Consider the following 24,968-nt stretch of genomic DNA (forward strand, 5'->3'; position numbering starts at 1 on the left):
TATATGAACACAAATACGAAGGATTCTTCAGTGCTTGATAGAAAAAATTTAAGTAGCGGTGCCTTTCTTAATTCATTCAAAGACGCCCCAGGCATTGAATGGTGGTCGGAGGAACGTATCGAAGCGTCCATGCAGGAGACATTGGCGCAGCGCCCGAATGGCGACCCAATTTGGCTATTCGCCTATGGCTCATTGATCTGCAACCCGGTGTTTGAATTCGCTGAAAACGTCATGGCTACGCTGGAAGGCTGGCATCGGAGTTTTTGCATCCGCCTGGTGCTGGCCCGTGGCAGCGTGGACCAGCCTGGAAGAATGCTCGCACTAGAGCCAGGGGCGTTCACCGATGGCGTTGCGCTTCGACTGCGGGAAGAGGATCTGGAGCAAGAGTTAAGGATGGTCTGGATGCGGGAGATGGTTGGCGGCGTGTACCGGCCAGAGTGGGCGACCATCACATTGGAAGATGGCCGGGCCGCTCAAGCGATCATTTTCACGGCAAACCGGGAAAGTCATCTGTACGAGTCAGACGCCTCGCCCAATGCAATTGGGCCGGTCATTGCAGTGGCGCATGGGAGCCTGGGAACCAATCGCGATTACGTTCTCCAACTCGACAACGCTTTGCGGATGAAAGGGATAACAGACGGCTATATCCGTGAGCTGGCCGATCTGCTGGCCCAGCATTGAACGCTCTCGAACCTCAGGAGGCTGAGCACGCCCCGTTTATCAACTCATTCGCCATCTCGATTGGGGTTTGTAATTAATAAAAACACCTGCGATTAACGCAGCGAGCATTACTGCCAAGTTCATGCATTAGGCTCCACTATTCTGTGGCCAAGCCCTATGCAGATCATCCACAACGAAAGTATGACAATGCGTATGGTTTTTTGCATATTTGCGCAAATGTGGATGATCAGGAGGCAAATCCGGGTGATCGTGAGTCATATCAGACGAATCACCTGCGGGCCAAAGTTTCAAGGCCAACATGACTCCGAAAAATCCGATCAGCGACATGACAATGAATGTGAACTGCAAACCCCAAGCCGCACCAAAACGCCCCGCGAGCGGGTAGCAAAGAAGCCAGGCAGCATGCGACAAGGCAAACTGTGCTGCGAAGAGCGTCGGCCGATCTTCGGCATGAGCCGAGCGCCGCAAAAGACGACCGGAAGGGGTTTGGGCCGCGCTATAGCCAAAGCCGATCACGAACCAAATCAGCAGTAGCAGGGAATAGGTTGGGATCAGCGATCCAGATGCTGTACCAATAACTAATACGGCTGCACCTGCAACCATGACGGGCCGATCAGGCATTTTTTCGAGAATGCGGGGCAACGTCAGCGCAGCGATCATCGAACCCCCACCGAACGCAGCAAGAGCCCATGCGACTTCAGCCTCGCCGAGTCCAAAGCGAGCTTTTACGATGACCACGGTGTTAACGAGCACCATAGCGCCCGCAGCCGAAACAGCAAGGCAGATTGCCAGCAGGCCGCGCAGGCGCGGTGTAGCGAGGTAAATACGAATACCGCGCGTTGTTCGCTCCCAAATGCCTCTGCGCGGCCCAGGAGTGGTTGCAGGGAGCGTGACGCTAACGACTAGCGCAGCCGAAATCAGAAAGCCGACGACTGTTCCTGTAAACAGATTATGGAAACTAATGGCGGTCAATAGTGCTGCCGCCAACATTGGAGAAATCAGGCTCTCAAGATCGTAAGCTAACCGAGAAAGCGACAGCGCTTTCGTGTAGTCTTCCTCGTTGGGAAGAATATCTGGGATTGTTGCTTGAAAGGTCGGGGTGAAGCTGGCTGATGCCGTTTGAAGTACGAAGATCAACAGATAGATTTGCCATATTTCAGTGACAAAGGGCAGGCAGACGGCGACGGACGCTCGTATCAGATCAAGGACCACCAGTAGAGTTCGCCGCGGCACGCGGTCTGCAAAAGCCTGAGCGATCGGGGCGATGCCAACATACGCGATCATCTTGATGGCCAACGCCGTACCCAGCACGGCTCCGGCATCAGCTTTAGCCAAGTCATAGGCAAGCAAGCCAAGCGCTACGGTCATTAGACCAGTACCGACAAGCGCGATCACCTGGGCGGAAAACAGGCGGCGATAAATTCTGTTTTGCAGAACATCCAGCATTGATTGCCCCTAAAGCAATTTGGCGAGTGCCTTCATTTCCACCAGGATTTCTTGCGTGTCATGGTCAAGGCAGTGATCAATGTGATCATGGATAAGCGTACGTTTTGCAGCAGTTATCGCGCTTTCCACCGCAGAGAGTTGGCGAGCGATGTCGAGACACGAACTGTGACTTTCAATCATGCCAACAACATGCCGAAGGTGGCCTTCGGCACGCTTTAGGCGCTTCACCAGTTCTGGATGGCTTGCATGTTTTTGCGTTCTTTCCATTTAATCATTGTATCCCCCCGGGGGGGATGCAACAAGCATGGAATGGAACCGAGCGTGCTATTTGGCGGCCATGAAGCTTGAATTCACAACCCAGACCTATGCCAACGCAGCCGCGGATACTGTTGCTCCCGGCATACTTCGACGAAGTATGCCGGGGCATCTTCTGCAGTGTCCTATCAGGCCGAGAGGTACTCACCCGACGATTTCACGGTGCCATAGCCGAAGGCGAAAGCGGCCATCATGGCGGCGTGTACCTGAGCTGCGGGGACGGTGACTCCATTGAATTCCAGATCGAGCGTGGCGCAGGCGTCATGCAGCACGGTAACGGGGTATCCCATGTCCGCAGCAGCACGCACCACGGCATCCACGCACATGTGGCTCATTGCACCAACGACCACGACCTCTTCAACGCCGTTCGCATCGAGCTGCTGCTTGAGGTTCGTCTCGCGGAAGGAGTTGATGTAGTTCTTGACGATCACAGGTTCGCCTGTGAACGGCGCCACGGCGGGCTGGATTTCCACACCATCGGTGCCCGGCACGAACACCGGGGCTTCGTTGTTGGCGAACTCGTGGCGGATGTGAAAGACCGGGACACCTTTGGCACGTGCGTCCGCGATCACCTTGGCTGCGTTGGCAGACGCCGCTTCGATGCCCGAAAGAGGCAATTTGCCCGTAGGCAGATACTCGTTTTGCAGATCGACGACGATCAGACCGCGCTTTTTCATGAAACTCTCCTGGTTGGTTCAATGGATGAGCCCATATGTTCACAGGAGGCGTCCGTACCGATAAGTGGCGACACCGACAACATTCGTGTCAATATCGACAAAGCGTGCGGATTGACGGGATGAAACGTCCAATTGACCGATGTGCTATGGGTGTGCCTAAGATGTTTGATCCTAAGTTTTAATGTTGCAATGTTCTCGCCAGAATGGAAGGATGCACTATAGGCCAGGTTTTGCATGGGAGTGCCACAACGACAGAGGCGATCCGTCGAGCGGTACAAAATAATCAAGAGAGCCTGAGGACACTGGGTAAGCGCCATGGCATCAATCCGAAGACGGTGGCCAAGTGGAAAAAGCGGACCTCTGTCGCCGATCTTCCAACCGGTCCCAGGCAGCCGTGTTCCACGGTCTTGTCCGTAGAGGACGAAGCGTGCCTTTCGCAAGCACACCCTGCTGCCGCTGGAGACTGCCTGTATGCGCTGCAATCCACCTCCCGCATCTGACTCGTTCCTCGCTTCATCGCTTCATCGTTGCATCGTTATGACATTTCACGCCTGCCCGAGATTGATGGCGACAAGCCAGTCAGGCAACGTTTCAAGAGCTCCCCCTTGGCTACTTTCTTGTCAACATTGCTGAAGTGCAGACCGCTGAGGGCAAGCTCCATCTCTTTGTGGCTATCGACCGCACCTCCAAGTTCGCACTCACCGAACTGTATCCCTCGGCCAACAAGATGACGGCCGCCCAGTTCCTGCGTAATGTGATTGGGGCGGTGCCGTACACCCTGCATGCGGTGCTCACCGATAACGGCATCCAGTTCACCAACCGCCGCGCAAACTTGCTCGAAGTTCCTCACACGCGATAACTTCGAACTTGCCTAAACCGTTCGCACCTTTATAAAGCTCAACGCCTGCTACTCAGGCTTGCCCCTCATCCCCAGCAACTCACTCGCGCCGATGATGGCTTGGGCAGCCTCTTCAATGGATATGCGCTTTTTCATAGCTTGCTCGCGCAACATTTCGTAGGCACGGTCTTCGCTGACTTGGTGGGTGGCGATGAGAATGGCTTTGGCATCGGTCACACCGCGCTGGCCGAGTAGTTTGTTTTGCAGCTTGTGTATGTACAGCTGCATCTGCCTGCTCTCTCTGTGGGTTTTGCGTGCGACCACCAAGGTGGAGAGGAGACCAAAGGAGCGGATGGGCGAAGGCAGGATGGCTAGGGCCTTGAGGTCCAGAACGGCAGAAACAATGGTGGGGTTTTCATAATTCACCACGGCCACAAGGGCGGGGGCCTGTTCGCCTTGCGCCCAGATCATGGGCAGATGCAAAAAATCGGGGCGTACGGCCAATAGGACGATGTCGGTGGCTTCAGGCAGGTGTTGTACGGGTGGCCAAATGTTCCGCACTTGACAGCCGATTCGTTGGAGTTGCTGGGCAAGCAGCAGGCCATCTGTGTCGTCGGGATGCATGAGGGTGATTTTGAGCTGGCGTAGCTCTTTGAGGTGCGGCGAAGTAGCGCGGGGCTGCTGGCGGTTCACTCTCAGACCTCTATTTTGGCTGTCCAGTCCCCCAGCGAGTGGGTGACAAGGTAGGGATCGGGCGATACGGCACGTTTGGCCTCACGCAGGATGATGAATTCGCCTTGCGCGTTAGCGCGGCCTATGCGCGGGTAGACCCAGGTGTGGTGGTTGCTCGGGTCGATGCGTACACGCCCCTGCGGTGCGTCGAACTCGCTGCCGAGTAGGTACGGCAGCAATTCACTGACAGTGTCACTACCAGATCGGCGGAAGGCGTTAGCAAACATGTGCATCTGGAAATACGAAGCTTCCCAGCACAGGTTGGGACGGCAGTCGTCACCAAACAGCCGCTTGAGATGGGCTAGACAACGCTGGTTGGTGACAGATTGAATGGACTGGAAATAAGGCGCTGAGGTGATGTGGCCAGCGGCGACTTCAAAGCCCATTTGTCCGATTTCGGCCTCCGATGTGGTGAGGCTGCAAATCGGCATTTCCTTGGGGTTGAAGCCGGCATCGGCATAGGCTCGATAAAGTCGGGCAGTGGAGTCGCCGACGACAGTGGAGAAGATGAAGTCTGGACGTTTCTGGCGCACATCTTCCATGACGCCGCGGTAGTCACACTCGGTGGCAGCTAGCGGCAGGTAACGTTCTCCGAGGATTTCGCCCTCGGGATGTTGCAGCACCAGTTCGCGCATGATACGGTTGGATTCATAAGGGTATATATAGTCCGAACCAATGAGGTAGACACGCGCGCCAAGGCTGCTAGTCATGAAATCGGCCAACTGCACGCTGTTTTGGTTGGGGGCCGCGCCGGTGTAGATAATGTTGTCTGAAAACTCAAAGCCTTCGTACAGCGTGGGATAGAACAAGAGCTTGTTCCATTTTTCTACCACGGGCAGCACGGCCTTGCGGCTACTCGACATGTAGCAGCCGAAGATGGTGCTTACTTTATCCTGCACGATCAGTTGCTCGGCCAGTTGGGCGTAGCGGCCTGGGTTGGAAGCGGGGTCATGGCGTATTACGACCAGTTCCCGCCCGAGCACGCCACCGGCGCTGTTAATTTCATCAAGAGCTAGCAGCGTGCCTTGGAGTTGTGATCGGCCAATGGACGAAGTGGTGCCAGTTTCCGAAAAAAGAACGCCTACGCGTAAAGGGTCAGTGTTTGCCAAAAACTGTCTCCTGACTGGGCTGGTGCAGTGCTTTGGGCACCGGAGCCAGCACGGCGAAATTGCTGAAAAGTAGCAACCAGCTTAGCTCAAATGTGATCGCGAAGCGCCTTGGATATGCGACTTTTGCAGTAGCACCATGTCGGCAGCTCTTTGTTTGCTCAGCGTCCCGCAGCCAGCCGGGCGTTCATGCGCGTCAAACGCGGCACCAGTTGCTCCGCATCGTCGGCGATGCTGTAGTCGCGCCAGCCAAAGATGTGGCGCACATAGGCATCAGCTTGCGCATCGACGGCCAAGCAGCAAACACGCACCCCTGCGCGCTTGGCTTCCTGGACAGCGTGGCGCGCGTCTTCGATCAGGTATTTTTTATCGTGCACGTCGATGTCGGCGGGGGCACCGTCGGTGACCACTAGCAGTGTTTGCTGGTCTTCGGGCTCGCTGCGCAGCAGGCCACAGGCATGGCGCATGGCGGCACCCAATCGTGTGGAGAAGCGCCCGCGCATGGACTGGATCATGGCGGCGGTGGCGCTGGTGTGGGGCTGGCCAAAATCAAGCAAGCGGTAGTAGTTGACCTCTGCCCGCGTGTTGGAAGAGAAGGCGTGAATAGCGAGGCGACCGGTGCCGCGCGTGCTCGATTGGGCCAGCATTAGCGCGGCTTGCTTTTCCAGATTGAGCAGGCATTGGCCGCACGGGCCGATGTCGTTGACCGATTCGGAAATGTCAAGCAGTACCAGTATGCTGGTTGGGCGTGGGCCTTTGCCGGTGCGCATGAACAGGCGTGGGTCGGGGCGGAGGTTCAATCGCATGTCCACCTGTACTTCGATAGCTGCGTTGAGATCTACATCCTCTCCTTCCCATTGGCGGCGCAGGCGGTGGCGGCGGTCAAGCTGGCGAGCGTTGGGCAGTGCCAAGCTATCGATGCGGGTATTGCTGGGCAGACGAGAGTTATTGATTTCACTCAGACCTTGCCAGGCGGGAAATTTCTCAATTACTGTGCACCAGTCCGCCTTCATGTGCTCACTCTTGCTGTCCCATTCTGGATAGTGGAAGCGCGCGATTTCAAAGTCCTGGGCCTGGCCCAGTGGCTGTGGTTCGATTGATTCTTGCTGGGGGCTCGATTGTGCGGGAGGCGGGCGCGCGGCGGTCTGGGCCAGCGATAGAGCCTCATCGTTGCTGTCATCGGATTCTGGATGTTCCCAGAGATAGCTGTTGTCATCGCGATAGAGGGTGGGCGAAACATAGTGCTGTGGGTCCATGCGCACGCGCATCTGTCCGAGGTCATTGGCCAAGATGGAGGAGATGGCTCGGAAGGCAGCGTAATCTTCGAGCCCATGGGTTTGCACAGCCTTTTCGAAAAGCTCGCGTGCCTTGTTGATCCAGTGGTTGCCACTTTGGCTGTTCGGCAGCAGCAAGATGCGATCAAGCCGTGCCATGAAGGCTAGAAAGCTCAGGTTCTCGGCCTCAGGTTCGTCTGCGAGCTGCTCGGTAAACCAACGGCGTACGCCTGGGTAATCGCGTAGCAGCAGGCGTTCGACGCGGGCGTCTTCCATGGCGGAGACCACCGTCATACCCATGGGCTTTAGGGCCTGGCTGGGCTGGCGCGCAGGTGAGTGCGTCAAATGTGCCGCAGCGTGAGCAACCATGGCGGTGTGCATTCGCGAACGATCGACATTGCTCAGTTCGGGCAGTGGCGGTAGCAGCAACTGGGCAGCGCTGGCCGAAGCTGCATCGGAATGCGGCAACAAGATGGCACGCGCCGCCGAGGCTGGCTTGGCCGCGGCGCTACCAAAAAGACCGCCTGCCGCCTGCGGTAGGTTGGCTGCTTGCAATGGCTGAACGTTTACCCGAGTCAGCGCCAGGCCCGAGGCGAGCATCGCCAGGAGCTCGAGGGCATGGGCGTCGTCTCCAGCGATCCAGGCAGAAGTGGAATTGTTGCTGAAGGAAGAGGCGGTTGATGGGGCCATGGTTGCTAACTTTCAGCCGCCAAACTGCGCCTGCACGAGCTTTTTCAGAGCCTGGGTAGTGTCAGGGTCATCAGTAAGCGCCAGGGTAATGGTCATGTCACAGCTGTCGGTCGGCGAGACGCCATCGCGCATCAACAAGCCGGCATAGATGAGCATGCGAGTGGATGCGCCTTCGTCAAGGCCACGGTTTTTGAGCTCGCGCGTGCTGCGGGCCAGGGCCACTAGGCGCTCGGCTTGTGTGCGCTCAATACCGGCTTCGTGTGCGACGATTTCGGCCTCAGTGGTGGCATCGGGGTAATCAAACTCCAGCGCAGCAAAACGCTGGCGCGTCGAGGGTTTCATGTCCTTGGCGCTGCTCTGGTAGCCAGGGTTGTAAGAGACCACGAGTTGGAAATCAGGGTGTGCCTGCACGACTTCGCCCTTTTTGTCGAGCGGCAACACGCGGCGTGCATCGGTTAACGGGTGGATGACTACGGTGGTGTCCTGGCGTGCTTCAACCACTTCGTCGAGGTAGCAGATGCCGCCGTAGCGCACGGCCATGGTCAGGGGCCCATCGTGCCACGCCGTGCCATTGGCGTCGAGCAGATAGCGCCCGACTAGGTCGGAGGCAGTCATGTCTTCGTTACAGGCCAAGGTGATGAGCGGGCGCTGGAGCGCCCAGGCCATACGCTCGACAAAACGGGTCTTGCCGCAGCCCGTCGGGCCTTTCAGAATCAGCGGCATTCGGTGGCGATAAGCTTGCTCGTAGAGCTTAATCTCGTTATGTGCCGGGCGGTAAAAAGGCTCTTTGGCCAAGCGGTAATCGGCCAGCGGGTCGTTGCCGCCACTAGCAAGCAGATAGCTTTTTGCGTTCATCGTGTTCCCCATTTCTCCATCAACAACATCAAACCTGGAATCCAGCACGTCACGATGCCGACGAGCACTGTGTAGCCCGCCAAGAAGCGAAGCTGTTTGCCCAACCGAGCGCCAGAAGGAAGAAAAAACATAAACTAGACAAGACCAGCCACATGGTTATGACACGAATATCACTGGCCGTGGTGGCAAAAGCCAGAGCGCTAATCGCCACAAACAGGCAATACCAGCCCAGGCCCACTCCTTTTAGACCCCACCACTGCACCACAGCCAAATACAGGTAGGTGAAAGCAAACAGCAGGCCACCGGCGGCGGCGAAGAAATCGGGATCTGCGTTAGCGCGTAGGATGCCAATGGCGTTGATAAACAATGCCAAAAATCCCACCAGTAAATTGAAGGGCGCGGAGTCGCGGCCTTCGATGCGACCACTGAGGCCGACGCCTTTGACAATCAGCACGGCGCCAATGAAAAAAAGTGCCATACCCAGCATATTCTGTCTTGTTATATTGATCGGAGAGCATGGCCACTCGATGCACTTGAACGGCCCTTCCGGCAGCTTTAGCGGTGCTTGGGCGCTTCGTGAGGGATGCCTTCGATAGGGCATTCGGATGTGCCCACGGTCGTGCGTGTGAAAGACTCGACCATCTCGCGTGTGGCTTGCGGATCATTGATCCACTGGCTGTAGAAGCTATAGGGGCAGGTGGCTACACCCTTGTCGCCATCACCCGAGTTGATGGTGCCCGTATAGCCGCGGTGCACCAGCTTGAACAGGTGGTTCTGCGACTGGCCGTTCTTGCGCGCATCGCGGATCAGCGACTTGGACAGCTCGGCGTACTGGATACCCATTTCTTCTTCACCTGTCTCCCCCAGTGTGCGGCCGTCGAAGCCGATGATGGCTGAGTGACCAAAGTAGGAGTAGACGCCGTCGAAGCCCGCCGCGTTGGCCACTGCCACATAGGTGTTGTTCATGAAAGCCATGGCCTTGGAGACTAGAATCTGCTGTTCTTTGGCCGGGTACATATAGCCTTGGCAGCGCACGATGAGTTCGGCGCCGCGCATAGCGCAGTCACGCCAGATTTCCGGGTAATTGCCGTCATCGCAGATGATCAGGCTGATCTTCATGCCCTTGGGGCCTTCACTGACATAAGTACAGTCGCCGGGGTACCAGCCTTCGATGGGCACCCAGGGCATGATCTTGCGGTATTTCTGCACGATCTCGCCCTGGTTGTTCATGAGGATCAAGGTGTTGTAGGGTGCCTTGTTAGGGTGATCTTCGTGGCGCTCGCCTGTGAGCGAGAAGATGCCCCAGACGTTGGCCTTGCGGCAGGCATCCGCGAAGATGGCTGTCTCTTCGCCGGGAATGGCCGAAGCGGTTTCGTACATTTCCTTAGAGTCGTACATGATTCCGTGCGTGGAATACTCGGGGAAGACCACGAGATCCATGCCCGGCAGGCCTTGCTTCATCCCAACCAACATATTCCCAATCTTGCGACAGTTGTCCAGTACTTCTTCCTTGGTGTGCAGGCGTGGCATTTTGTAGTTGACCACTGCTACGCCCACGCAATCGTTGCTGCTCGAAATATCTCCGTGTCTCATAACTTGCTCCTGGTTACCATGGAAAAAAGTGCGGCCTATCCGGCTGGCAGCAGCAGCGCAAGAAGGTTTCAGAGCAGCGTTGGCAAAGCTCCGCCAGCGAACCTATGACTGGCCCGAAAAACGGGAATGCAAAAAGGAGGACAACAAAAAAGCCCGAATAGATTCAGGGTATGAATCTATTCGGGCTCTATTGCCCGACATCTGCGCTGGCAACCTTGGCAGCTGATGTCAAATATCTGCGATGAAATCTGCGCGGCGTCTGTCCGCCTTTAGTCAATGTAAAAGCGATTGGGACATAGCTACATAGAACATCTACTGATTGCAGCCGGCAATCTATGGTGATATAGATGTGCAGCTCCGAGCTGCCTATAAGAACTTGGTCGATTCACACTGACGCCGCTGTCGGCGGCTCACCTGCACCCCTCGCTTCGCTAGTGTGGTGTTCGACGCATAGAGGGATATAAAACCGCGCCTTCGCCGCCCTGGCATTGTTGCGAATCCTCGCGATACCTACGGGTATCACTGCGGCTCGCCCCTCGCCAGAACGACGAATCCATCGGTTTTCTTAAGTTCCTCATAGCATCGAACACAACACTAGATAGAATCGACTCTTGCGCCGTTGCGGCTGCATGCTGGCGCTGGCTACAGGTCCAGCACGATCCGAGCGTCCTTGGCTGCGCCTGGCGGATGTCATGGTCAGTCCAATTTGATGTTCAGCTCGCGTATCAGCTTTTGCAAGCGCGCGCTCTCGGTTTTGTGCGGACGAAAGCCGTCTGAAATTCAGGTGCGCAAGGTCTGTTATCCGATGCAGGTTTTACCTGAATTTTGAATAAAAATAGTCTGAACCGCTTATGTGGTAGCGTGTTTAGCTATCAATTTATACGTCGCTGCGCAGCAGGTCGTACACCGCGCGCAGCCCCTACGTGTCGCGGCCCAGGCGACGCGTCGGCCAGCAAGCGTACCCAGCGCATGCGCTGCGTGGTGGCGTCCAGAGCCTGGCGGGTGGGCGCATCGAGCTACGTGCGCCATTGCTGCCAGTGCGGGCGGGCGGCTTCCATCACGCCGGCCTGACGCAGGTACAGCGCGGTGGAGTAGGCGTAGCACAGCGCGTCCTTGACGATGCACAGCTCGCGCGGCAGCGTGGCGAGCGGGTCGTCCTCGAAGTCGATGTAGCCGATCATGTCGTCCGCGCAGCGCACCATGTTGCGGGCAAAGCCCTGTCTCAAACAGGTGCCACTTCCGTGTATGCGCCGCCACAGCGCCTGCTAGGGCGCATGGCGCGCGGCGGCCTCGATCTCGTCGGCCAGCACGGCGGGCAGCTGGCTTCGACGATGTGCGTATCGTCAGCCCTCATGCAGATGGGACCGCACCAGCAGTGATCGCTCGGCGTCCGACTCCAGCTGGAAAGCCAATAGTGCTGTTGTACACGCACCATGACGTCCAGCCAGTGCGCGACGACAACGAATGGAAGTCTTCGCCGTTTCAACCGACCAAACGCGACGGACGGCTCTACGGCCGCGGTGCCGCGGCCGAAAAAGCGGGAGTAGCCGTACACCTAGCTGTGATGTTCCGATGGTTTGTTTTGATGCTCTTCAGAGCTTGCAGCATCGTTATCAAGCTGAACGAGCTGCGGTCCCTGACTTGTACAAACCTCTGTCCATGACCTGTCCTTCTCCGATTGGAAAGAACGAGCATGGGATGACCATAGCGCTCCCCAGGCCAGCACGAAGATGACCAGCAGGACGCTATGGCGGCGCCCCAGGTCAAGTCGAGCGAGTTGCGGTGCTACCTGTTACTTGTCAGCTGAGATTAATGGGCGTAGCCGGCTTTGCTGCCATGGCCTCCATGCTCAGCAGGAGCACTGCCGCTGTTGAGAGGTCGCACTTGCGCTTGCACCTCAACCGTCTCACGTTCACCCGCTTTACTCTCAAAGGTCAGGGTCAATGGGACGGTCTCACCTTCTTTGATGGGGCCGGGCAAATTCAACAGCATCACGTGATAGCCACCGGGCTTGAGCTCTACGGTTTTGGCAGCAGGCAGATCCACCGCCGGAACTTGGCGCATCTTCATCGTATTGTCTTGCATGCTCATCTCATGCACTTCCACATTTGGGGAGACTGGAGAGCTGGCAGATACCAGGCGGGTGTCCTTTGCAGATTGCAGCTGCATGAAGGCCCCGGTCGCCTTTTGTTGCGGAACAGTGGCGCGTACCCACGCGTCTTTGACGGTGATCTGCGCGTGCGCGGAACTGGCGATCAAAGCTAGGGCCACGGCAGCAAAACGGAAAATGGAAGTCATGTTTCTCTCCTGAAGTGGGGATGGGTGATTCATAGATGGCTATCAGAGCAAGAGCTTGCGCAGGTCTTGGGCAAACTCTTGGGCACTTTGCTGATGACGCAGCACCAGTCGCAACTTGCCGCTTGGGTCGTAGACAAAAGTCAACGCGGTGTGGTCCATCGTGTACGAGCTACCGGTGGAGACCTTCTCGTAATGGACTTTGAATTCCTTGGCCGTTTCTGCCGTGCGCTGCAGATCGCCGTAGAGCCCAATAAAACTGGGATCGAAGGCTGCGGTGTAGGCTTTGAGGACCTCAGGGGTATCGCGCTCGGGATCGACAGTGACAAACAGCACCTGCAGGCGATCACCGTCTTTGCCCAGGAGTTGCTTGACCTCTGCGGCACGCACCAAGGCCGTCGGACAAACATCCGGGCACTGCGTGAAGCCGAAAAACACCATCACGGCCTTGCCTTTGAAATCAGCCAAAGTGCGTGTCTTACCCTCTGGGTCTTTCAGCTCAAAATCGCGCCCCTGTTCGGACCCGCTGACATCAATGCCATTGAAGACCATTTTTCGTTGACAGCCTGACAGGCCGATCAGCGCCAATCCGCCCATGGTCAGCAGTGTTCTGCGCGATGGCCTATTTTTCATGGTTGCCATTTCCGTGTTCTCCAGAGTCATGGTTGAGGTCCTTTGGACGCCGTTTCGTTAAAGCCTTTAGAGGCCAGCGCAGTGCGTATCTGTGGATTGAAGTCCTTGAACATCTCCGCGACCATCATGGTGACCTCTGGCGGAGCACTGAGTGGGGTGCCTGCGCTGTATGGCGGCTCGGGGGCGTACTCGGCTAGCAACTGCATGGTCTGCGCGTACGCAGGGTCACGCAGCATGCCGGCGATGGTGAGACCCAAATCCAGGCCTGCGCTGACGCCTGCACCGGTGATGCGGTTGCGATCGCGTACGACTCTGGCATTCACGGGAGTGGCACCAACCTCTGTCAGCAGTGCATGCGTTGCCCAATGGGTGGTGGCTTGGTAGCCCTTCAGCAATCCTGCCGCACCCAGCAGCAGCGAGCCAGTGCAGACACTGCTGACCCATTTGGCTCGGCGGCCACGGTCGGCGAGAAACGCAAGAATTTGCGCATCTCGCATGGCCGCAAGGGTTCCGTCGCCTCCGCCTGGTACGAAGAGGATGTCCAGATCACGTGGGACTTGGTCCAAGGTGACCGTTGGTACAAACGCGAGTTGGGTGTCGCTCACCACAGCAGACATGGTCTTGGCGATATGGTGCACCTTGGCCCCCATCAGCCCAGCCAGCATGTGTTGTGGGCCGACAAAATCCAGTGCAGTCATGCCGGGATACATCAGCATGCCGATTTGCTCCGTTCCCGTCCAGGATGCCGGCATGGCATGCATGTCATGTTCTTTAGACATGCCTTCAGCAGCAGATCCTAACCAGGGGGAGGCAGCCAATGCTGCAGCAGCGACACGCAGAAAGCTGCGTCTTTCAGATGGCGTCATAGCAAATTCTCAATCGCCTACACACCATGTGCACTTGGCAGTGCATTGGTTCAGGCATAACGGTCCTTTTCGTGCTCAAAACGAATTCATTCGGCAGCCCTCCCATCAGGAGTGGTGCAGATAGAAGCGACGGCTCTTGAAATGTGTGGCCGCTCCAGTCGACTACGTTCGTCAGGCGGCTGAGTATTGATGGATGGCCGAACGCAATGACCCACTACAGACTGCGCCAGGCACGCACAATCATGGCTGAGTGCGCACGCAGCGCTCGGCAAAACTCAATAGCGGCAGATCAGGAGAGTGCGGGAGGACCGCGAGGTGGTAGCGGTGCACCCACCATCGCTGCGATGTGTGCAGCGTAGATGGGTTGTAGCGCGTAGGAAAGCGGCTGTGGCATTTCCACGCTCATTTGGGCCTGCGGAGGCGGCAGTGTCGCGGCCAAACACATCGGACAGTCCAAAGTATGGTGTCCTGCAACGACTTCGTTGCCATCTGGGTCCATGACAATGAGCTTCATACTTCCGCCGGAAGAGCAAACCATCTGCATAGACTGCGGGTGGATCACCGGGGAAGCAGCTGCAACACCCAGCGTCAACACAAACCACGCCAGGACCAGGCGGGTGAGCATTGAAGAGGTGCGCAAGATTTGCATGATCGTGAATTATGACAGGTGATCTTTTATTTCTTCAGTTTCACTTCTTAATTAATAGCATGTCATGCATCAATTGAGAACACTCATGCAAGAAACTGCTTTGTTCAAGGATGGTTCTGTACCCGCGCTGATATGAAGTGAGACGTACTCTTACAACTAGGCTTCACCGCGGGCACTCCATTCCAGAACATTTAAAAGAAGTGATCACAGCAACCAGAGAGATCGCCTCACGACGATCTTTTCCAGCACTTTCAGGGCAGGCTGGCGGCCAGCAGCTCGCCGGCGTCGAGCGTCGGGTCGCCCTTCCTCCAGTTGCATGCACAGAGTTCGTCCGCCTGCAGCGCGTCAAGCACTCGAAGCACCTCTTCGACGTTGCGTCCCACGGAACCAGCAGTGACCGACGTAAACTGAATCTCGTTATTCGGGTTGACAATGAAGGTGGCGCGATCCGCCACACCCTCAGCGTTGAGCACGCCCGTGGCCTCCACCAGTTCCCGGTTCAGGTCGCTGAGCATAGGGAACGGTATGTTCTTGAGATCCTCATGCTGGGCGCGCCACTGAAAATGTACGAATTCGTTGTCGATCGAGACACCGTGCACGACTGCATCGCGATCATTGAATTCGCCGTTCAGACGACCGAATGTCGCGATCTCCGTGGGGCAGATGAACGTGAAATCCTTTGGCCAAAAAAAGATCACGCGCCATTTTCCGGGGTTATCCTCGCCAGACACCGTCGTAAAAAAGTCGTTCGGGCTGTCCGCCGTCACATTTGAAAGATCGCCACCGATCAGCGCTTTCAAATTATACGAGGGGAACTGATCACCAATAGTTAAAACAGACATTCGCCATTGCCTCCTGATTTTCGTGACGGGCTAATACTACGGCCGTGTGGCCGCGCAACCTAGTTGATCAGTGACTTACAGTGTCTTCCGATGCCCACTCGTAGGAGTCCGACGGAACGATCGGATTCTCAAATTGTTCCCAAGAATCCAAACCTTCAGCAGATTCCTCCGGAGTCAGCAAACAATCGTCGAGCTGTTGCTCCAGCAGGTCATAGTCAATACCCTGGCCAATGAACACGATCTCCTGCCGGCAGTCTCCCACCGACTCGTCCCACTTTTCGTTCAATATATCCATCTGGTAGTCCTCGACAGGCCAGAAATCCTTGGGAGTGAAATACCACCAAAGACCCACATATTGATAACGGACCCTCACGCCGGCCAATGACATCTCACCGGTCGAGTACGGCACAGCGGAATTCCAGAAATACCCTTTCGCACGCAGGAGCGTGCCATTTTGCCACTCTCCGGATAGAAGCGCGTGGAGCCGCGCGGGGTGAAACGGGACTCGGCTGCGATATACATGGGAGCTGATCCCGTATTCTTCCGTCTCCGGGACATGCTCCCCGCGTAGTTCCCGAAGCCATGTCGGATTCTCCGCCGCTTCGGCCAAGCTGAACAAACCCGTCGACATAATCTCACGCAAATCGATGTGACCCATGACCGTAGGCACGATTTTTGCCCGAGAATTCATACTACGTATGACGGCGCTTATTCGAGCAATAGTTGCTTCATCCACCAAGTCCGTCTTGTTGACGACAATAACATTAGCAAACTCTATCTGATCGGACAGGAGATCACTAAGGTTCCGACCCAATCCCGTACCAAGCTTGGGATCATTGTCGAGCCTTTCATTGGTGGACAAGACATCGAGGAAATTGGAAGCGTCTACGACGGTCACCAGGGTATCGAGCGTTGCCACATCGGAAAGACTTCTTCCAGACGTGTCCGCGAAGGTAAATGTCTCTGCCACCGGCAAGGGTTCGGAAATTCCCGACGATTCGATTATTAGGTAATCAAATCGTCGGGACTCTGCTAGCTCGAGCACTTCTCCCAAGAGGTCTTCACGCAACGTACAGCAAATGCATCCGTTGGTCATTTCCACGAGTCGCTCGTCAGTGCGACTCAAGCTGACTTCACGCTCAACATCCTGTGCGTCAATGTTGATCTCACTCATATCGTTGACAATCAACGCCACCTTAAGGCCTTGCCGATTGACTAGGATGTGATTGAGGAGTGTGCTCTTACCCGAGCCGAGAAAACCAGACAAGACTGTGACGGGAAGCCGTTCGGCTGGCATGATATGACTCCAATCTTTTTCTGATTTAATCAGAACTCGCGTTTTTACAGGGAATAGTAGGAACTATTTACGCTGCGACTTTCTCCAAGTAACCCTCGAAAAGGTCCACCACGACCGAACCCGGCTCCGCGTTCGGTCCCCACAGTTCCTGACGGTCAAACTTCACGTGATACGTGCACTCTGGCTCAGCCTTGACGTCCCAGTGTCCGTACGCGTCCGGGAAGGGCCATTCCTCAGTCGTCTTGTGCAGGACGGTGCCGAACTTCCCGCGACAGAAGGACGGCATCCGGATGTGGCCGTTCACACGCTCGCCCGAAACGTGAACTCGCTCGCCGACCTGGAACGTCGCGTGGCTGGGTGCCTCCCGACCAGAAGAAATAACCGGCTGCGCAAGCTGGAAATCACCACCAGCGGCCTGGTCGAGTTCATCTTTACTAATGACCCCGCCCTCGACATATGCAGTCGCCAGACCGATGACAACCCGGTCGAAGTAATCTGAGGTCAGATAACGTACCGGGTCGATCCGCTCGATCCCATGACGCACCTTGTCCCAGGTGAACGCCTTTCCGTTCGGGGCATGCTCTGCCGCAGCGACCAAAGCATAGCCCAGCTCATCCCACTCGTTGTGCAGAGGGTGACTGTAGTCGTCAGTGTTAACTGTATGACGAACCGAGCCGTAACCCTGCTTTCCACCGAAGTCGTGAATACCATCCATGATAAATCTCTCTTTACTTGAAGTTTGTAATGTTCGCTTGGTGATCGATAAATCGTTCGTTAGATCAGCGCAACGCCAATCAGAACGTCCTTCGTCACGATCTTCATCAGTTCCTGTTCGGTCCAGCCTTCGGTGTACGCCGGGCGCATGGGCAGCACGATGTACCGCGTCTCAGCCGTCGTGTCCCAAACGCGCAGTTCGACGTCCTCGGGAACGTCAGTGCCCATCTCGGTAAGAACCTTGCGAGGTTCGCTCACCACACGAGCGCGATACTCAAAGCTCTTGTACCATTCGGGCGGGATGCCCAGCAGCGGCCAGTGCGTGCACGAACACAGAGTGCAAACGATGATGTTGTGCACATCAGGGGTGTCCTCCAGAACGACTGTGTACTCTCCCTGCGGACCCGTATAGCCGTATTCCTCGATCGCAGTCTGTGCATCGGAGAGCAGGAGCTTGCGATACTCAGGATCGGTCCATGCGCGGACGACCACCCGGGCAGCGTTACTGGCGTTCCAGTCCTTCTTCTGGTGTTTTGCCCACTTTTCCATGTGGCCAGCAGGAATGATCTTCTTGGCTTCAAGCACGCTTTTCAGCGCTAATGCCCGGTCCTTGTTAGTAAGCGTCTTGGTAGCTGTTGCGGTCATCGTTTGTGCTCTTTCTTCATGGTTTGTGATCCTTCTATTGTCGGAAACTGCAATTAGAGTTTCGATTAAGAAGTGCGACCTATCCGGCGGACAGTTGCAGCGCAAGAAGGTTTCAGGGCAGCATTGGCAAAGCTCCGCCAGCGAACCTATGACTGGTCCAAAAAACGGGAATGCGAAAAGTAGGACAACAAAAAAGCCCGAATAGATTCAGGGTATGAATCTATTCGGGCTCTATTGCCCGACATCTGCGCTGGCAACCTTGGCAGCTGATGTCAAATATCTGCGATGAAATCTGCGCGGCGTCTGTCCGCCGTTAGTCAATGTAAAAGCGATTGGGACAATAGCTACATAGAACATCTACTGATTGCAACCTACAATCTATGGTGATAAAGGTGAGCAGTTCCGAGCTGCCTATAAGAACCTGGTCGATTCACACTGACGCCGCTGTCAGCGGCTCACCTGCACCTCTCGCTTCGCTAGCATGCTGACGCCTTCGCAGCTCCGAACTTGTACGTGGGGTTGCAACGGCGCATTGCTGCCGCCGCTGGCCTCTAAGACAAGGGCTCAGAGGACGGCTCAACATTGCGGTTCGCGTAGAACCGGCGGCGATACTCGCCGGGCGACAAGCCGACGACCCGGGAGAACACCTTTCGGAAGGCTCCCGGGTCGCTATAGCCTACCTCCCAAGCCACGCGGTCGATGGAGTCGGTGCTGAACTGCAACAGCTCCCGAGCCCGCCCGACACGCAGACGTTGACAGTACTCTGTCGTCGTCATGCCGGTCGCTTTCTGGAACCGACGCAGGAAAGTACGCTCTTCGAGTTTTGCCTGGGCGGCCAGCGTCGCCAATGCAACGTCCTTGGCTTGGGTTGCTTGCAGCCAATGCTGCACCTTGAGCACCGCCGCATCGCCGTGTGTAAGTCGTGGCGCGAACACGCTGTAGTAGCGTTGTTCCCGCCCAGGCGGATCGACAAGCAACATGCGGGCAGTTTCGAGCATCACCGAGGGGCCAAGCAGTCGGTCTACCAGTCGCAGGCCCAGATCTGTCCAGGACATCAAGCCGCCGGCAGTGATGACGTCGCCGTCGTCGATGATGAGCCTGTCGACATCGACACGAACCTCTGGGAAGCGCTCCCGCAACCGTTCGGCATACGCCCAGTGCGTCGTCATTGGACGTCCTGACATCAACCCGGTTCCTGCGAGCAAGAACGCTCCAGCACACACCGACCCAAGAACGACCCCGCTGGCATGTTTCTCCCGTAGCCAGCCTGTCCAGTCAGGGGAGAGCGACACGCTGGTCGGCTCCCCGAGGGTGGGAGGAAGAATCAAGGCCGAGAGCACGGACGACGGGTTCGCCCCATTGTCGAAGACGCGCTCGGGAGGGGCATTCGGCGTTTCCTGCCGCCAGTGTGTGACTCGCAATGCAAGATCCGGCTGCTTCCGATACGACGCCTCAATGTTGTTTGCCACACAGAACAGATCCGTCAGACCAAGGACGGACGCCTGCTGCGCTCCTGGGTAGAGCACCAAGCCGATTTCGGCTCCTTGGGTCAAGTTCATCTGTCGCTACCGCCCCCAATAATGTCGATTTCGCCACTCGCCAGTTTAGCACCAGCACGCCACACTTTTGGAAATGGATCAGCGTAAATAGATGCCGCTAAAACGCATCTTGGTATCTATTGCCCACGGGAGGTAACGGTAGTCAATGAGCCCTTTCTTTCGGCATTGTCCAACAGAACTTTACGGTGGGCGATTTGAAAGCCAACACAAGAGATCATTGAGGCGGCGCGAAAAGCAAATGCGTGAAAAGCGCTCGGATGCTCTTGACGCCAGAACTGGCGATATGCGGATACCTATAAGTAATTCCTTTCGATATTGATTTTTAACCACGCTTCAATAGGAGAACGATATGGCTGATTTGACGACGAAGTTGACAACTACCTGGACAGGGCTGATTCAAGGCGGTGGGCGCATGGCCTCCGAAACGGTGGAGCTTCCCATCGCGATTCCCCGATCATATGGCGGCACTGGCGCAGGTTCCCACCCCAAGGAACTGCTGATGGCATCGGCTACGGCGTGCTATGTGATGACCCTCGCGGGCATGATGGCCGCGCGCAACCTGCCGCTGGCTGATGTCTCTGTAAGCTCGGAATTGTCCGAAGTCTCCAAGCAGACCATGCAGATCGTGCACGAGATTAGCGTCGTACTCGCCGCCGAAGCATCGCCGGAACAAATTGCATCTGCCGAATCTCTCGTTGAGGCGGCGGACAAGTCCTGCATGGTTGGAAACCTGCTGAGAACAGCGGGAGTACAAGTCAGCATCCTCTCTGGCAAGGTCACGATTGCATAGTACGGTTAAGAAGAAAGCGATAGGGAGTCGATATGCAGTTGTGTGGATTTGAAGTCGGACTGGAACAGCCGTTGTTTCTGATCGCTGGCCCTTGTGTTGTCGAGTCGATGCAGTTGCAACTGGACACTGCCGGCGCTCTGCGGGAGATTACAGCCAAGCTCGGTGTGAATTTCATCTTCAAATCGAGCTTCGACAAAGCCAACCGTACATCCGGCGACTCCTATCGCGGTCCAGGTATTGAAGAAGGGCTGCATGTACTGGCCGAGGTAAAGCGACAGATAGGCGTTCCCGTTCTCACTGACGTTCATGAGTCTACGCCGATAGAAGAAGTAGCCTCCGTTGTTGATGTGCTTCAGACCCCTGCGTTTTTGGTGCGTCAAACAGATTTCATTCGCAAGGTTTGCTCGGCGGGAAAACCCGTCAATATCAAGAAGGGCCAATTCTTGTCGCCGTGGGAGATGGCACCGGTGGTGGAGAAAGCACATTCAACCGGAAACGCCAGCATCATGGTCTGCGAACGCGGTGCGAGCTTTGGCTACAACAACCTCGTCAGCGATATGCGCTCCTTGGCCGTGATGCGTGAAACAGGATGCCCCGTAGTCTTCGACGCCACGCATTCGGTGCAACAGCCTGGTGGACTCGGCCTTAGTTCCGGCGGTCAACGAGAATTTGTGCCTGTATTGGCTCGCGCCGCTGTTGCGGTTGGAGTATCTGGCATCTTCATTGAAACACATCCTGATCCATCGAAAGCGCTTTCTGACGGGTTAAATTCGTGGCCGCTGGATGGCATGGAAGATTTGCTGGAGCAACTGATAGCTCTTGATTCGATCACGAAGCGGTCAGGATTCAAGATTTCCCTTTAACGATGACCGGCCACCTTCCTCTTCACGAAGAAGATTCAAGATGACATACATCATCCGTGGCGCAACGGGCGCCCAAGGCGCACCCTCTGCCAAAACGCTTCAACCAAACAGGGGTGTACGAAGTCGCTCCTGTTCGTCACGCCAGCAGCCTCGCCATGTGCACACAGCCCAGATCGACAACGCATCCGTGGGCTCTTTGGTAAAGGCATGAGGGTATGTTTGTCCGTCTGTCCCAGAAGCAGGGTCCGAGCGCGTCACTTTCGCACGGAGCGTCACCGAGGCGATTGGTTCGGTGAGATCTGGGGGAGTCTTAATCTTCCGTGGAAGGTGCCTTGTCCGTCAGTACGACTGCCCGGCCATCGCCCCGAGTGGCTTTGCCTGCATGGCAGCGCTCTACGTAGAGCGATTTCTCAACTCGGTAATTTCCCTATAAGAGTGGGCATGCCAGTAGATTTTTAATTTTCAATTAATCCAATCCTGACAGCATCTGAAATTTATAGAACGACTCACTACGAAATCCTCACGCAGGGAGTCAGGGGGGGGGCTGCACGATGTTTTTGCACCGATATCCACTTAAGAAATTTTCATCGGGACCCGATGGTTGCCGATTTGATCGGAACAGCTATGAATGAAACGTTAGGCTTTCTTCTCGCAGTAAGCTTTATCGTTTCGCTTACGGCACTTGGTGCGTTGATCTGGTCTATCGTCACACGACAGATTAGCGCTGGCAAAGCACAAGCCTCAACCATTTTTCTAGAAGGAGAGGCAGGCAAACCAGACGACCCCTCTTCATTTGACGGCAAACACGAACATCAGTTCGATGCCTTGAGAGCAGGTGTCGATGCTCCTGGCAGGCGAGTTGTTCTGGTTCTTGCAGTGGCCTCGATCATCTTTCTGATCATTGGCTCCTTATTTGGGGTGGTTGCATCGTTGAAACTCCACCTCCCCGACTGGCTGGCTAACATTGCCTTCACCACGTTTGGTCGTGCGCGCACGGTTCATCTAAACCTTGTCGCATATGGGTGGCTTTCCACGGCAGGTATCGCCATGGCGCTATGGATCCTGCCCCGCATGTTCCGTACCCCCCTTCAACGGCCAGCGATGGCTATGGCGGGCGGTATATTTTGGGCCGTGGGCGTGACAGCAGGCGCGACGGCCATTGCGATGGGATGGAGCGATGGGCTGGAATGGCTGGAGATCCCATGGCAAATCGATATCATTCTGGCCATCGGCGGGCTATTTCTAGCGTGGCCGGCCATTGAGACGGCCAGGAAGCGCAATGTCCAACATATCTACGTAACGGGATGGTATTTCCTTGCGGGGTTGGCCTGGTTTCCTATCCTGTTCTTCATCTCCAACGTTCCGGGACTTCACTCTGGCGTCGAGCAAGCCACGACAAACTGGTGGTTTGCACACAACGTGCTCGGCCTTTGGCTAACGCCACTGGGTGTTGGCACTGCGTACTATCTCATCCCAAAGATCATCGGCAAGCCTATTTATTCCTACAGTGTTTCCCTGCTGGGCTTTTGGGGCTTAGCGCTGTTTTACAGTCAGGTGGGTATACATCATCTCATCGGCGGGCCGGTTCCTACTTGGGTTGTGACGCTTTCCGTCGTGCATAGTGTCATGATGTTCATCCCCGTTATTGCAGTCGCGATCAACCAGCACATCACCGTCGCGCAGAATTTCTGGGCTTTCAAGGAATCGATGGCACTTCGATTCGTTTCGACGGGCGCGTTGATGTACACCGCAGCCTCCTTTCAGGGATCTTTGGAAGCAGTGCGTTCGGTCAATTCAATCACCCATTTCACCCACTATACGATTGGACACGCCCATCTGGGGGCGTACGCGTTTGTTTCGGTGGTGTTATTTGGCGGCTTCTATTATTTGTTCCCGCATTTGACAGGGAAAAAATGGCCTTACCCACGCCTCATTTCCTTGCACTATTGGTTAACTGTTGTTGGTTTCCTGATCTATTTCCTCTCATTGACAGTTGGTGGATTTTTTCAAGGAATCTCTTTGCTCGACGCCAAGACCAGCTTTGCGCAAATTACCAAGGATATCCTGCCATACCTCGAAGGACGTTCTCTCGGTGGTGTGCTAATGACACTGGGACATTTTATTTTGGCCTTCAATGTGGTGGCTCTACTAATATCTAAGCAGCGGGGTGAAGCATGAACCGACTCGTTCCATTGTTCGTCGGTGCAGTCGGGATATTGGTGTTCGCCACCGTCATGCTCGTAGTGCTTCCCGGCCTGCAAGTGCGCACAGTTCAGGCCCCGCCAGAACTGTCGAAGTATACGGTCGAGCAATTGCGGGGGCGGGACCAGTATGTCGCGAATGGCTGTGTTTACTGCCACAGCCAGCAGCCTCGCTCGACTGGCCAGACGCTTGCCGATCAAGCTCGAGGATGGGGTCGACCATCCACACCCGGAGACTACGCATACGACGCTCCACAGTTGCTGGGCACCATGCGCACTGGCCCGGATCTGCTCAATGTCGGCGTACGCCTGCCAAGTCAGGATTGGCACCTGACGCATCTGTACCAGCCTCGCGCCATATTCGACTGGAGCATCATGCCTTCGTACCCCTTTCTCTTTGAAACCAAAGAGAAGGCAGCCCCGGGCGACATTGTGGTGAAGCTGCCCGAAGCGTATCGCCCCAAGGACGGAAAAGTAGTGATCGCGAGGCAGGAAGCACTTGATCTGGTGAAGTATCTGCTCAGTCTGGATCGTACCTACCCCGTCAGTGCCCAAGAAGCTGCATTGCGTGATCGCGGCTTTGATCCGAAGCCGGATCAAGCTTCGAAAGGACGATGAAGGGGGAATATATGAACTCCAAGCAGAGTGACAAGTTGCGTCGAGTTGATGCGGTCGATCCGACGTTCGATCCCTGGGAGCAACCACGGCCCATCCCGCTGCTGGTCTTGGGCGTGTTCCTGGCGCTCGCCGTCTGGGGCGCCTTGAGCTACATCAGCGACCTTACGCCGAATCGAGGCGTGGAGATCGGGGGGACTTCGCCCACAACCACGCAAGCGAGTGCTCCGGATGCCGATGCGCCAGCCCTGGTCCTGACAGGAAACGGCAATACCTGGGGTTGCGCATCTTGCCACGGAGCGAATGGCGAGGGAGCTGGCTTGACGCCTGGTCTTGCTGGTCTCTCGGAAGACTATCTCGCCAAGCAACTGCGAGACTTCAAGTCCGGCGATCGAACGAACGAGACGATGCGATATGTCGCCAATGCTCTGAATGTTGACGAGATCGAGCAAGTGGCGAACTACTATGCCAATTTGCCGCAACGGACCGAAATTGCAGTTGATCTTGGTGGGGACCAGGCGCACGGCGAAGCGCTTCACCTTACAGGTGATTGGAAGCGGGATATTCCCGCCTGTTCTAGTTGCCACGGACAGAATGGAGAAGGTGTAGGCTCCCAATTTCCAAGATTGGCAGGCCAGCAGCCAGAATACATTTTTCAACAGTTGATCGCATGGAAAGGCGGCTACCGTCATAACTCACCGCAATCCCTCATGGATGACATCGCGTCTCGCTTGTCAGAGAAAGATATGCGAGACGTCGCTCAATACTTTGGATCTTTGCATTGAGCAGATG

Annotated in this window: 25 protein-coding genes and 2 pseudogenes; 8 read left to right on the forward strand and 19 right to left on the reverse strand. The window is 56.0% G+C overall.

Going from position 1 to position 24,968, the window contains the following annotated elements:
- Positions 1–3 precede the first annotated feature (3 nt).
- Complete coding sequence (locus tag QMY55_RS22570) at positions 4–681, forward strand: gamma-glutamylcyclotransferase (RefSeq protein WP_283486332.1); 678 nt, start codon at positions 4–6, stop codon at positions 679–681.
- Positions 682–807: 126 nt separating this feature from the next.
- Here the strand turns inward: QMY55_RS22570 and QMY55_RS22575 are convergent, their stop codons facing one another.
- The 3 genes from QMY55_RS22575 to QMY55_RS22585 form a co-directional block, all read right to left on the reverse strand.
- Positions 808–2,127 carry an MFS transporter gene (locus tag QMY55_RS22575; protein WP_283486333.1) on the reverse strand — a complete coding sequence of 440 codons (1,320 nt, stop codon included), beginning with the start codon at positions 2,125–2,127 and terminating at the stop codon, positions 808–810.
- Between the two features lie 9 nt (positions 2,128–2,136).
- Positions 2,137–2,394 (reverse strand): metal-sensing transcriptional repressor, encoded by a 258-nt coding sequence (locus tag QMY55_RS22580; RefSeq protein ID WP_283486334.1) that lies wholly within the window; start codon positions 2,392–2,394, stop codon positions 2,137–2,139.
- Positions 2,395–2,570: 176 nt separating this feature from the next.
- A complete protein-coding gene (locus tag QMY55_RS22585) occupies positions 2,571–3,119 on the reverse strand; it encodes a cysteine hydrolase family protein (protein ID WP_283486336.1) in 549 nt (182 codons plus the stop codon).
- 218 nt (positions 3,120–3,337) lie between these two features.
- Between QMY55_RS22585 and QMY55_RS22590 the strand changes: the two are divergent.
- A pseudogene (locus QMY55_RS22590) lies at positions 3,338–3,942 on the forward strand (IS481 family transposase); the annotation flags it as partial.
- A gap of 84 nt (positions 3,943–4,026) precedes the next feature.
- On the opposite strand, the gene QMY55_RS22595 reads toward QMY55_RS22590, so the two are convergent.
- The 7 genes and pseudogenes from QMY55_RS22595 to QMY55_RS22625 form a co-directional block, all read right to left on the reverse strand.
- A complete protein-coding gene (locus tag QMY55_RS22595; RefSeq protein WP_283486337.1) occupies positions 4,027–4,650 on the reverse strand; it encodes an ANTAR domain-containing response regulator in 624 nt (207 codons plus the stop codon).
- 2 nt (positions 4,651–4,652) lie between these two features.
- Positions 4,653–5,798, reverse strand: a complete 1,146-nt coding sequence (locus QMY55_RS22600; RefSeq protein WP_283486338.1) for a transporter substrate-binding domain-containing protein — start codon at positions 5,796–5,798, stop codon at positions 4,653–4,655.
- Between the two features lie 158 nt (positions 5,799–5,956).
- Complete coding sequence (locus tag QMY55_RS22605; protein WP_283486339.1) at positions 5,957–7,759, reverse strand: nitric oxide reductase activation protein NorD; 1,803 nt, start codon at positions 7,757–7,759, stop codon at positions 5,957–5,959.
- Positions 7,760–7,771: 12 nt separating this feature from the next.
- Positions 7,772–8,614 (reverse strand): CbbQ/NirQ/NorQ/GpvN family protein, encoded by an 843-nt coding sequence (locus QMY55_RS22610; RefSeq protein ID WP_283486340.1) that lies wholly within the window; start codon positions 8,612–8,614, stop codon positions 7,772–7,774.
- A pseudogene (locus QMY55_RS22615) lies at positions 8,611–9,215 on the reverse strand (AmiS/UreI family transporter). Before QMY55_RS22615 ends, QMY55_RS22610 begins: the two are co-directional and overlap by 4 nt.
- Complete coding sequence (locus QMY55_RS22620; RefSeq protein WP_283486342.1) at positions 9,170–10,207, reverse strand: aliphatic amidase; 1,038 nt, start codon at positions 10,205–10,207, stop codon at positions 9,170–9,172. Before QMY55_RS22620 ends, QMY55_RS22615 begins: the two are co-directional and overlap by 46 nt.
- A 1,016-nt stretch (positions 10,208–11,223) precedes the next feature.
- Entirely contained in the window at positions 11,224–11,433 is a 210-nt protein-coding gene (locus QMY55_RS22625; protein WP_283486343.1) for a hypothetical protein, read from the reverse strand.
- A 188-nt stretch (positions 11,434–11,621) separates the two neighbouring features.
- Between QMY55_RS22625 and QMY55_RS24860 the strand changes: the two genes are divergently transcribed.
- Positions 11,622–11,870 carry a M20/M25/M40 family metallo-hydrolase gene (locus tag QMY55_RS24860; RefSeq protein ID WP_407650565.1) on the forward strand — a complete coding sequence of 83 codons (249 nt, stop codon included), beginning with the start codon at positions 11,622–11,624 and terminating at the stop codon, positions 11,868–11,870.
- A 146-nt stretch (positions 11,871–12,016) separates the two neighbouring features.
- Here the strand turns inward: QMY55_RS24860 and QMY55_RS22630 are convergent, their stop codons facing one another.
- The 9 genes from QMY55_RS22630 to QMY55_RS22670 all read right to left on the reverse strand — a co-directional run bounded on the left by QMY55_RS22630 (position 12,017) and on the right by QMY55_RS22670 (position 19,707).
- Positions 12,017–12,505, reverse strand: coding sequence for a copper chaperone PCu(A)C (locus tag QMY55_RS22630; protein WP_283486344.1), 489 nt, complete (start codon positions 12,503–12,505; stop codon positions 12,017–12,019).
- 42 nt (positions 12,506–12,547) lie between these two features.
- Positions 12,548–13,165 (reverse strand): SCO family protein, encoded by a 618-nt coding sequence (locus QMY55_RS22635; protein ID WP_407650566.1) that lies wholly within the window; start codon positions 13,163–13,165, stop codon positions 12,548–12,550.
- Positions 13,162–13,914, reverse strand: a complete 753-nt coding sequence (locus QMY55_RS22640; protein ID WP_283486345.1) for a DJ-1/PfpI family protein — start codon at positions 13,912–13,914, stop codon at positions 13,162–13,164. The genes QMY55_RS22635 and QMY55_RS22640 overlap by 4 nt, the downstream gene beginning before the upstream one ends.
- Positions 13,915–14,290: 376 nt before the next feature.
- Positions 14,291–14,650: a DUF2946 family protein gene (locus QMY55_RS22645; RefSeq protein WP_283486346.1), complete on the reverse strand. Its 360-nt coding sequence runs from the start codon at positions 14,648–14,650 to the stop codon at positions 14,291–14,293.
- Positions 14,651–14,901: 251 nt separating this feature from the next.
- Positions 14,902–15,492 (reverse strand): peroxiredoxin, encoded by a 591-nt coding sequence (locus QMY55_RS22650; protein ID WP_283486347.1) that lies wholly within the window; start codon positions 15,490–15,492, stop codon positions 14,902–14,904.
- Positions 15,493–15,559: 67 nt separating this feature from the next.
- A complete protein-coding gene (locus QMY55_RS22655) occupies positions 15,560–16,789 on the reverse strand; it encodes a GTP-binding protein (protein ID WP_283486348.1) in 1,230 nt (409 codons plus the stop codon).
- Between the two features lie 67 nt (positions 16,790–16,856).
- Entirely contained in the window at positions 16,857–17,504 is a 648-nt protein-coding gene (nthB, locus tag QMY55_RS22660; RefSeq protein WP_283486349.1) for a nitrile hydratase subunit beta, read from the reverse strand.
- A 59-nt stretch (positions 17,505–17,563) separates the two neighbouring features.
- A complete protein-coding gene (nthA, locus tag QMY55_RS22665; RefSeq protein WP_283486350.1) occupies positions 17,564–18,148 on the reverse strand; it encodes a nitrile hydratase subunit alpha in 585 nt (194 codons plus the stop codon).
- A 551-nt stretch (positions 18,149–18,699) separates the two neighbouring features.
- Positions 18,700–19,707: a GlxA family transcriptional regulator gene (locus QMY55_RS22670; protein ID WP_283486351.1), complete on the reverse strand. Its 1,008-nt coding sequence runs from the start codon at positions 19,705–19,707 to the stop codon at positions 18,700–18,702.
- A gap of 349 nt (positions 19,708–20,056) precedes the next feature.
- On the opposite strand from QMY55_RS22670, the gene QMY55_RS22675 reads away from it, so the two are divergent.
- The 5 genes from QMY55_RS22675 to QMY55_RS22695 all read left to right on the forward strand — a co-directional run bounded on the left by QMY55_RS22675 (position 20,057) and on the right by QMY55_RS22695 (position 24,961).
- Positions 20,057–20,497 carry an OsmC family protein gene (locus QMY55_RS22675; RefSeq protein ID WP_283486352.1) on the forward strand — a complete coding sequence of 147 codons (441 nt, stop codon included), beginning with the start codon at positions 20,057–20,059 and terminating at the stop codon, positions 20,495–20,497.
- A 32-nt stretch (positions 20,498–20,529) separates the two neighbouring features.
- Complete coding sequence (kdsA, locus tag QMY55_RS22680; RefSeq protein WP_283486353.1) at positions 20,530–21,360, forward strand: 3-deoxy-8-phosphooctulonate synthase; 831 nt, start codon at positions 20,530–20,532, stop codon at positions 21,358–21,360.
- Positions 21,361–21,984: 624 nt separating this feature from the next.
- Positions 21,985–23,538, forward strand: coding sequence for a cbb3-type cytochrome c oxidase subunit I (locus tag QMY55_RS22685; protein WP_283486354.1), 1,554 nt, complete (start codon positions 21,985–21,987; stop codon positions 23,536–23,538).
- On the forward strand, positions 23,535–24,179 hold the full coding sequence (locus tag QMY55_RS22690) for a cbb3-type cytochrome c oxidase subunit II (protein ID WP_283486355.1): 645 nt from the start codon (positions 23,535–23,537) through the stop codon (positions 24,177–24,179). The genes QMY55_RS22685 and QMY55_RS22690 overlap by 4 nt, the downstream gene beginning before the upstream one ends.
- An 11-nt stretch (positions 24,180–24,190) precedes the next feature.
- The gene (locus tag QMY55_RS22695) at positions 24,191–24,961 is read left to right on the forward strand and encodes a c-type cytochrome (protein ID WP_283486356.1); all 771 of its coding nucleotides are present in this window, start codon (positions 24,191–24,193) and stop codon (positions 24,959–24,961) included.
- Positions 24,962–24,968: the final 7 nt, after the last annotated feature.

Origin of the sequence: Comamonas resistens (assembly GCF_030064165.1) — a bacterium.
Lineage (GTDB): Bacteria > Pseudomonadota > Gammaproteobacteria > Burkholderiales > Burkholderiaceae_C > Comamonas > Comamonas resistens.

What these genes read in the sequence shown, in the direction of transcription:
- QMY55_RS22685 (WP_283486354.1), top strand. Translation starts at nt 21,985, where the DNA reads ATGAATGAAACGTTAGGCTTTCTTCTCGCAGTAAGCTTTATCGTTTCG.
- QMY55_RS22610 (WP_283486340.1), bottom strand. Translation starts at nt 8,614, where the DNA reads ATGAACGCAAAAAGCTATCTGCTTGCTAGTGGCGGCAACGACCCGCTG.
- QMY55_RS22620 (WP_283486342.1), bottom strand. Translation starts at nt 10,207, where the DNA reads ATGAGACACGGAGATATTTCGAGCAGCAACGATTGCGTGGGCGTAGCA.
- QMY55_RS22585 (WP_283486336.1), bottom strand. Translation starts at nt 3,119, where the DNA reads ATGAAAAAGCGCGGTCTGATCGTCGTCGATCTGCAAAACGAGTATCTG.
- QMY55_RS22645 (WP_283486346.1), bottom strand. Translation starts at nt 14,650, where the DNA reads ATGCAAATCTTGCGCACCTCTTCAATGCTCACCCGCCTGGTCCTGGCG.
- QMY55_RS22650 (WP_283486347.1), bottom strand. Translation starts at nt 15,492, where the DNA reads ATGTCTGTTTTAACTATTGGTGATCAGTTCCCCTCGTATAATTTGAAA.
- QMY55_RS22630 (WP_283486344.1), bottom strand. Translation starts at nt 12,505, where the DNA reads ATGACTTCCATTTTCCGTTTTGCTGCCGTGGCCCTAGCTTTGATCGCC.
- nthA (WP_283486350.1), bottom strand. Translation starts at nt 18,148, where the DNA reads ATGACCGCAACAGCTACCAAGACGCTTACTAACAAGGACCGGGCATTA.
- QMY55_RS22690 (WP_283486355.1), top strand. Translation starts at nt 23,535, where the DNA reads ATGAACCGACTCGTTCCATTGTTCGTCGGTGCAGTCGGGATATTGGTG.
- nthB (WP_283486349.1), bottom strand. Translation starts at nt 17,504, where the DNA reads ATGGATGGTATTCACGACTTCGGTGGAAAGCAGGGTTACGGCTCGGTT.
- kdsA (WP_283486353.1), top strand. Translation starts at nt 20,530, where the DNA reads ATGCAGTTGTGTGGATTTGAAGTCGGACTGGAACAGCCGTTGTTTCTG.
- QMY55_RS22605 (WP_283486339.1), bottom strand. Translation starts at nt 7,759, where the DNA reads ATGGCCCCATCAACCGCCTCTTCCTTCAGCAACAATTCCACTTCTGCC.
- QMY55_RS22695 (WP_283486356.1), top strand. Translation starts at nt 24,191, where the DNA reads ATGAACTCCAAGCAGAGTGACAAGTTGCGTCGAGTTGATGCGGTCGAT.
- QMY55_RS22635 (WP_407650566.1), bottom strand. Translation starts at nt 13,165, where the DNA reads ATGACTCTGGAGAACACGGAAATGGCAACCATGAAAAATAGGCCATCG.
- QMY55_RS22575 (WP_283486333.1), bottom strand. Translation starts at nt 2,127, where the DNA reads ATGCTGGATGTTCTGCAAAACAGAATTTATCGCCGCCTGTTTTCCGCC.
- QMY55_RS22675 (WP_283486352.1), top strand. Translation starts at nt 20,057, where the DNA reads ATGGCTGATTTGACGACGAAGTTGACAACTACCTGGACAGGGCTGATT.
- QMY55_RS22640 (WP_283486345.1), bottom strand. Translation starts at nt 13,914, where the DNA reads ATGTCTAAAGAACATGACATGCATGCCATGCCGGCATCCTGGACGGGA.
- QMY55_RS22670 (WP_283486351.1), bottom strand. Translation starts at nt 19,707, where the DNA reads ATGAACTTGACCCAAGGAGCCGAAATCGGCTTGGTGCTCTACCCAGGA.
- QMY55_RS22580 (WP_283486334.1), bottom strand. Translation starts at nt 2,394, where the DNA reads ATGGAAAGAACGCAAAAACATGCAAGCCATCCAGAACTGGTGAAGCGC.
- QMY55_RS22655 (WP_283486348.1), bottom strand. Translation starts at nt 16,789, where the DNA reads ATGCCAGCCGAACGGCTTCCCGTCACAGTCTTGTCTGGTTTTCTCGGC.
- QMY55_RS22570 (WP_283486332.1), top strand. Translation starts at nt 4, where the DNA reads ATGAACACAAATACGAAGGATTCTTCAGTGCTTGATAGAAAAAATTTA.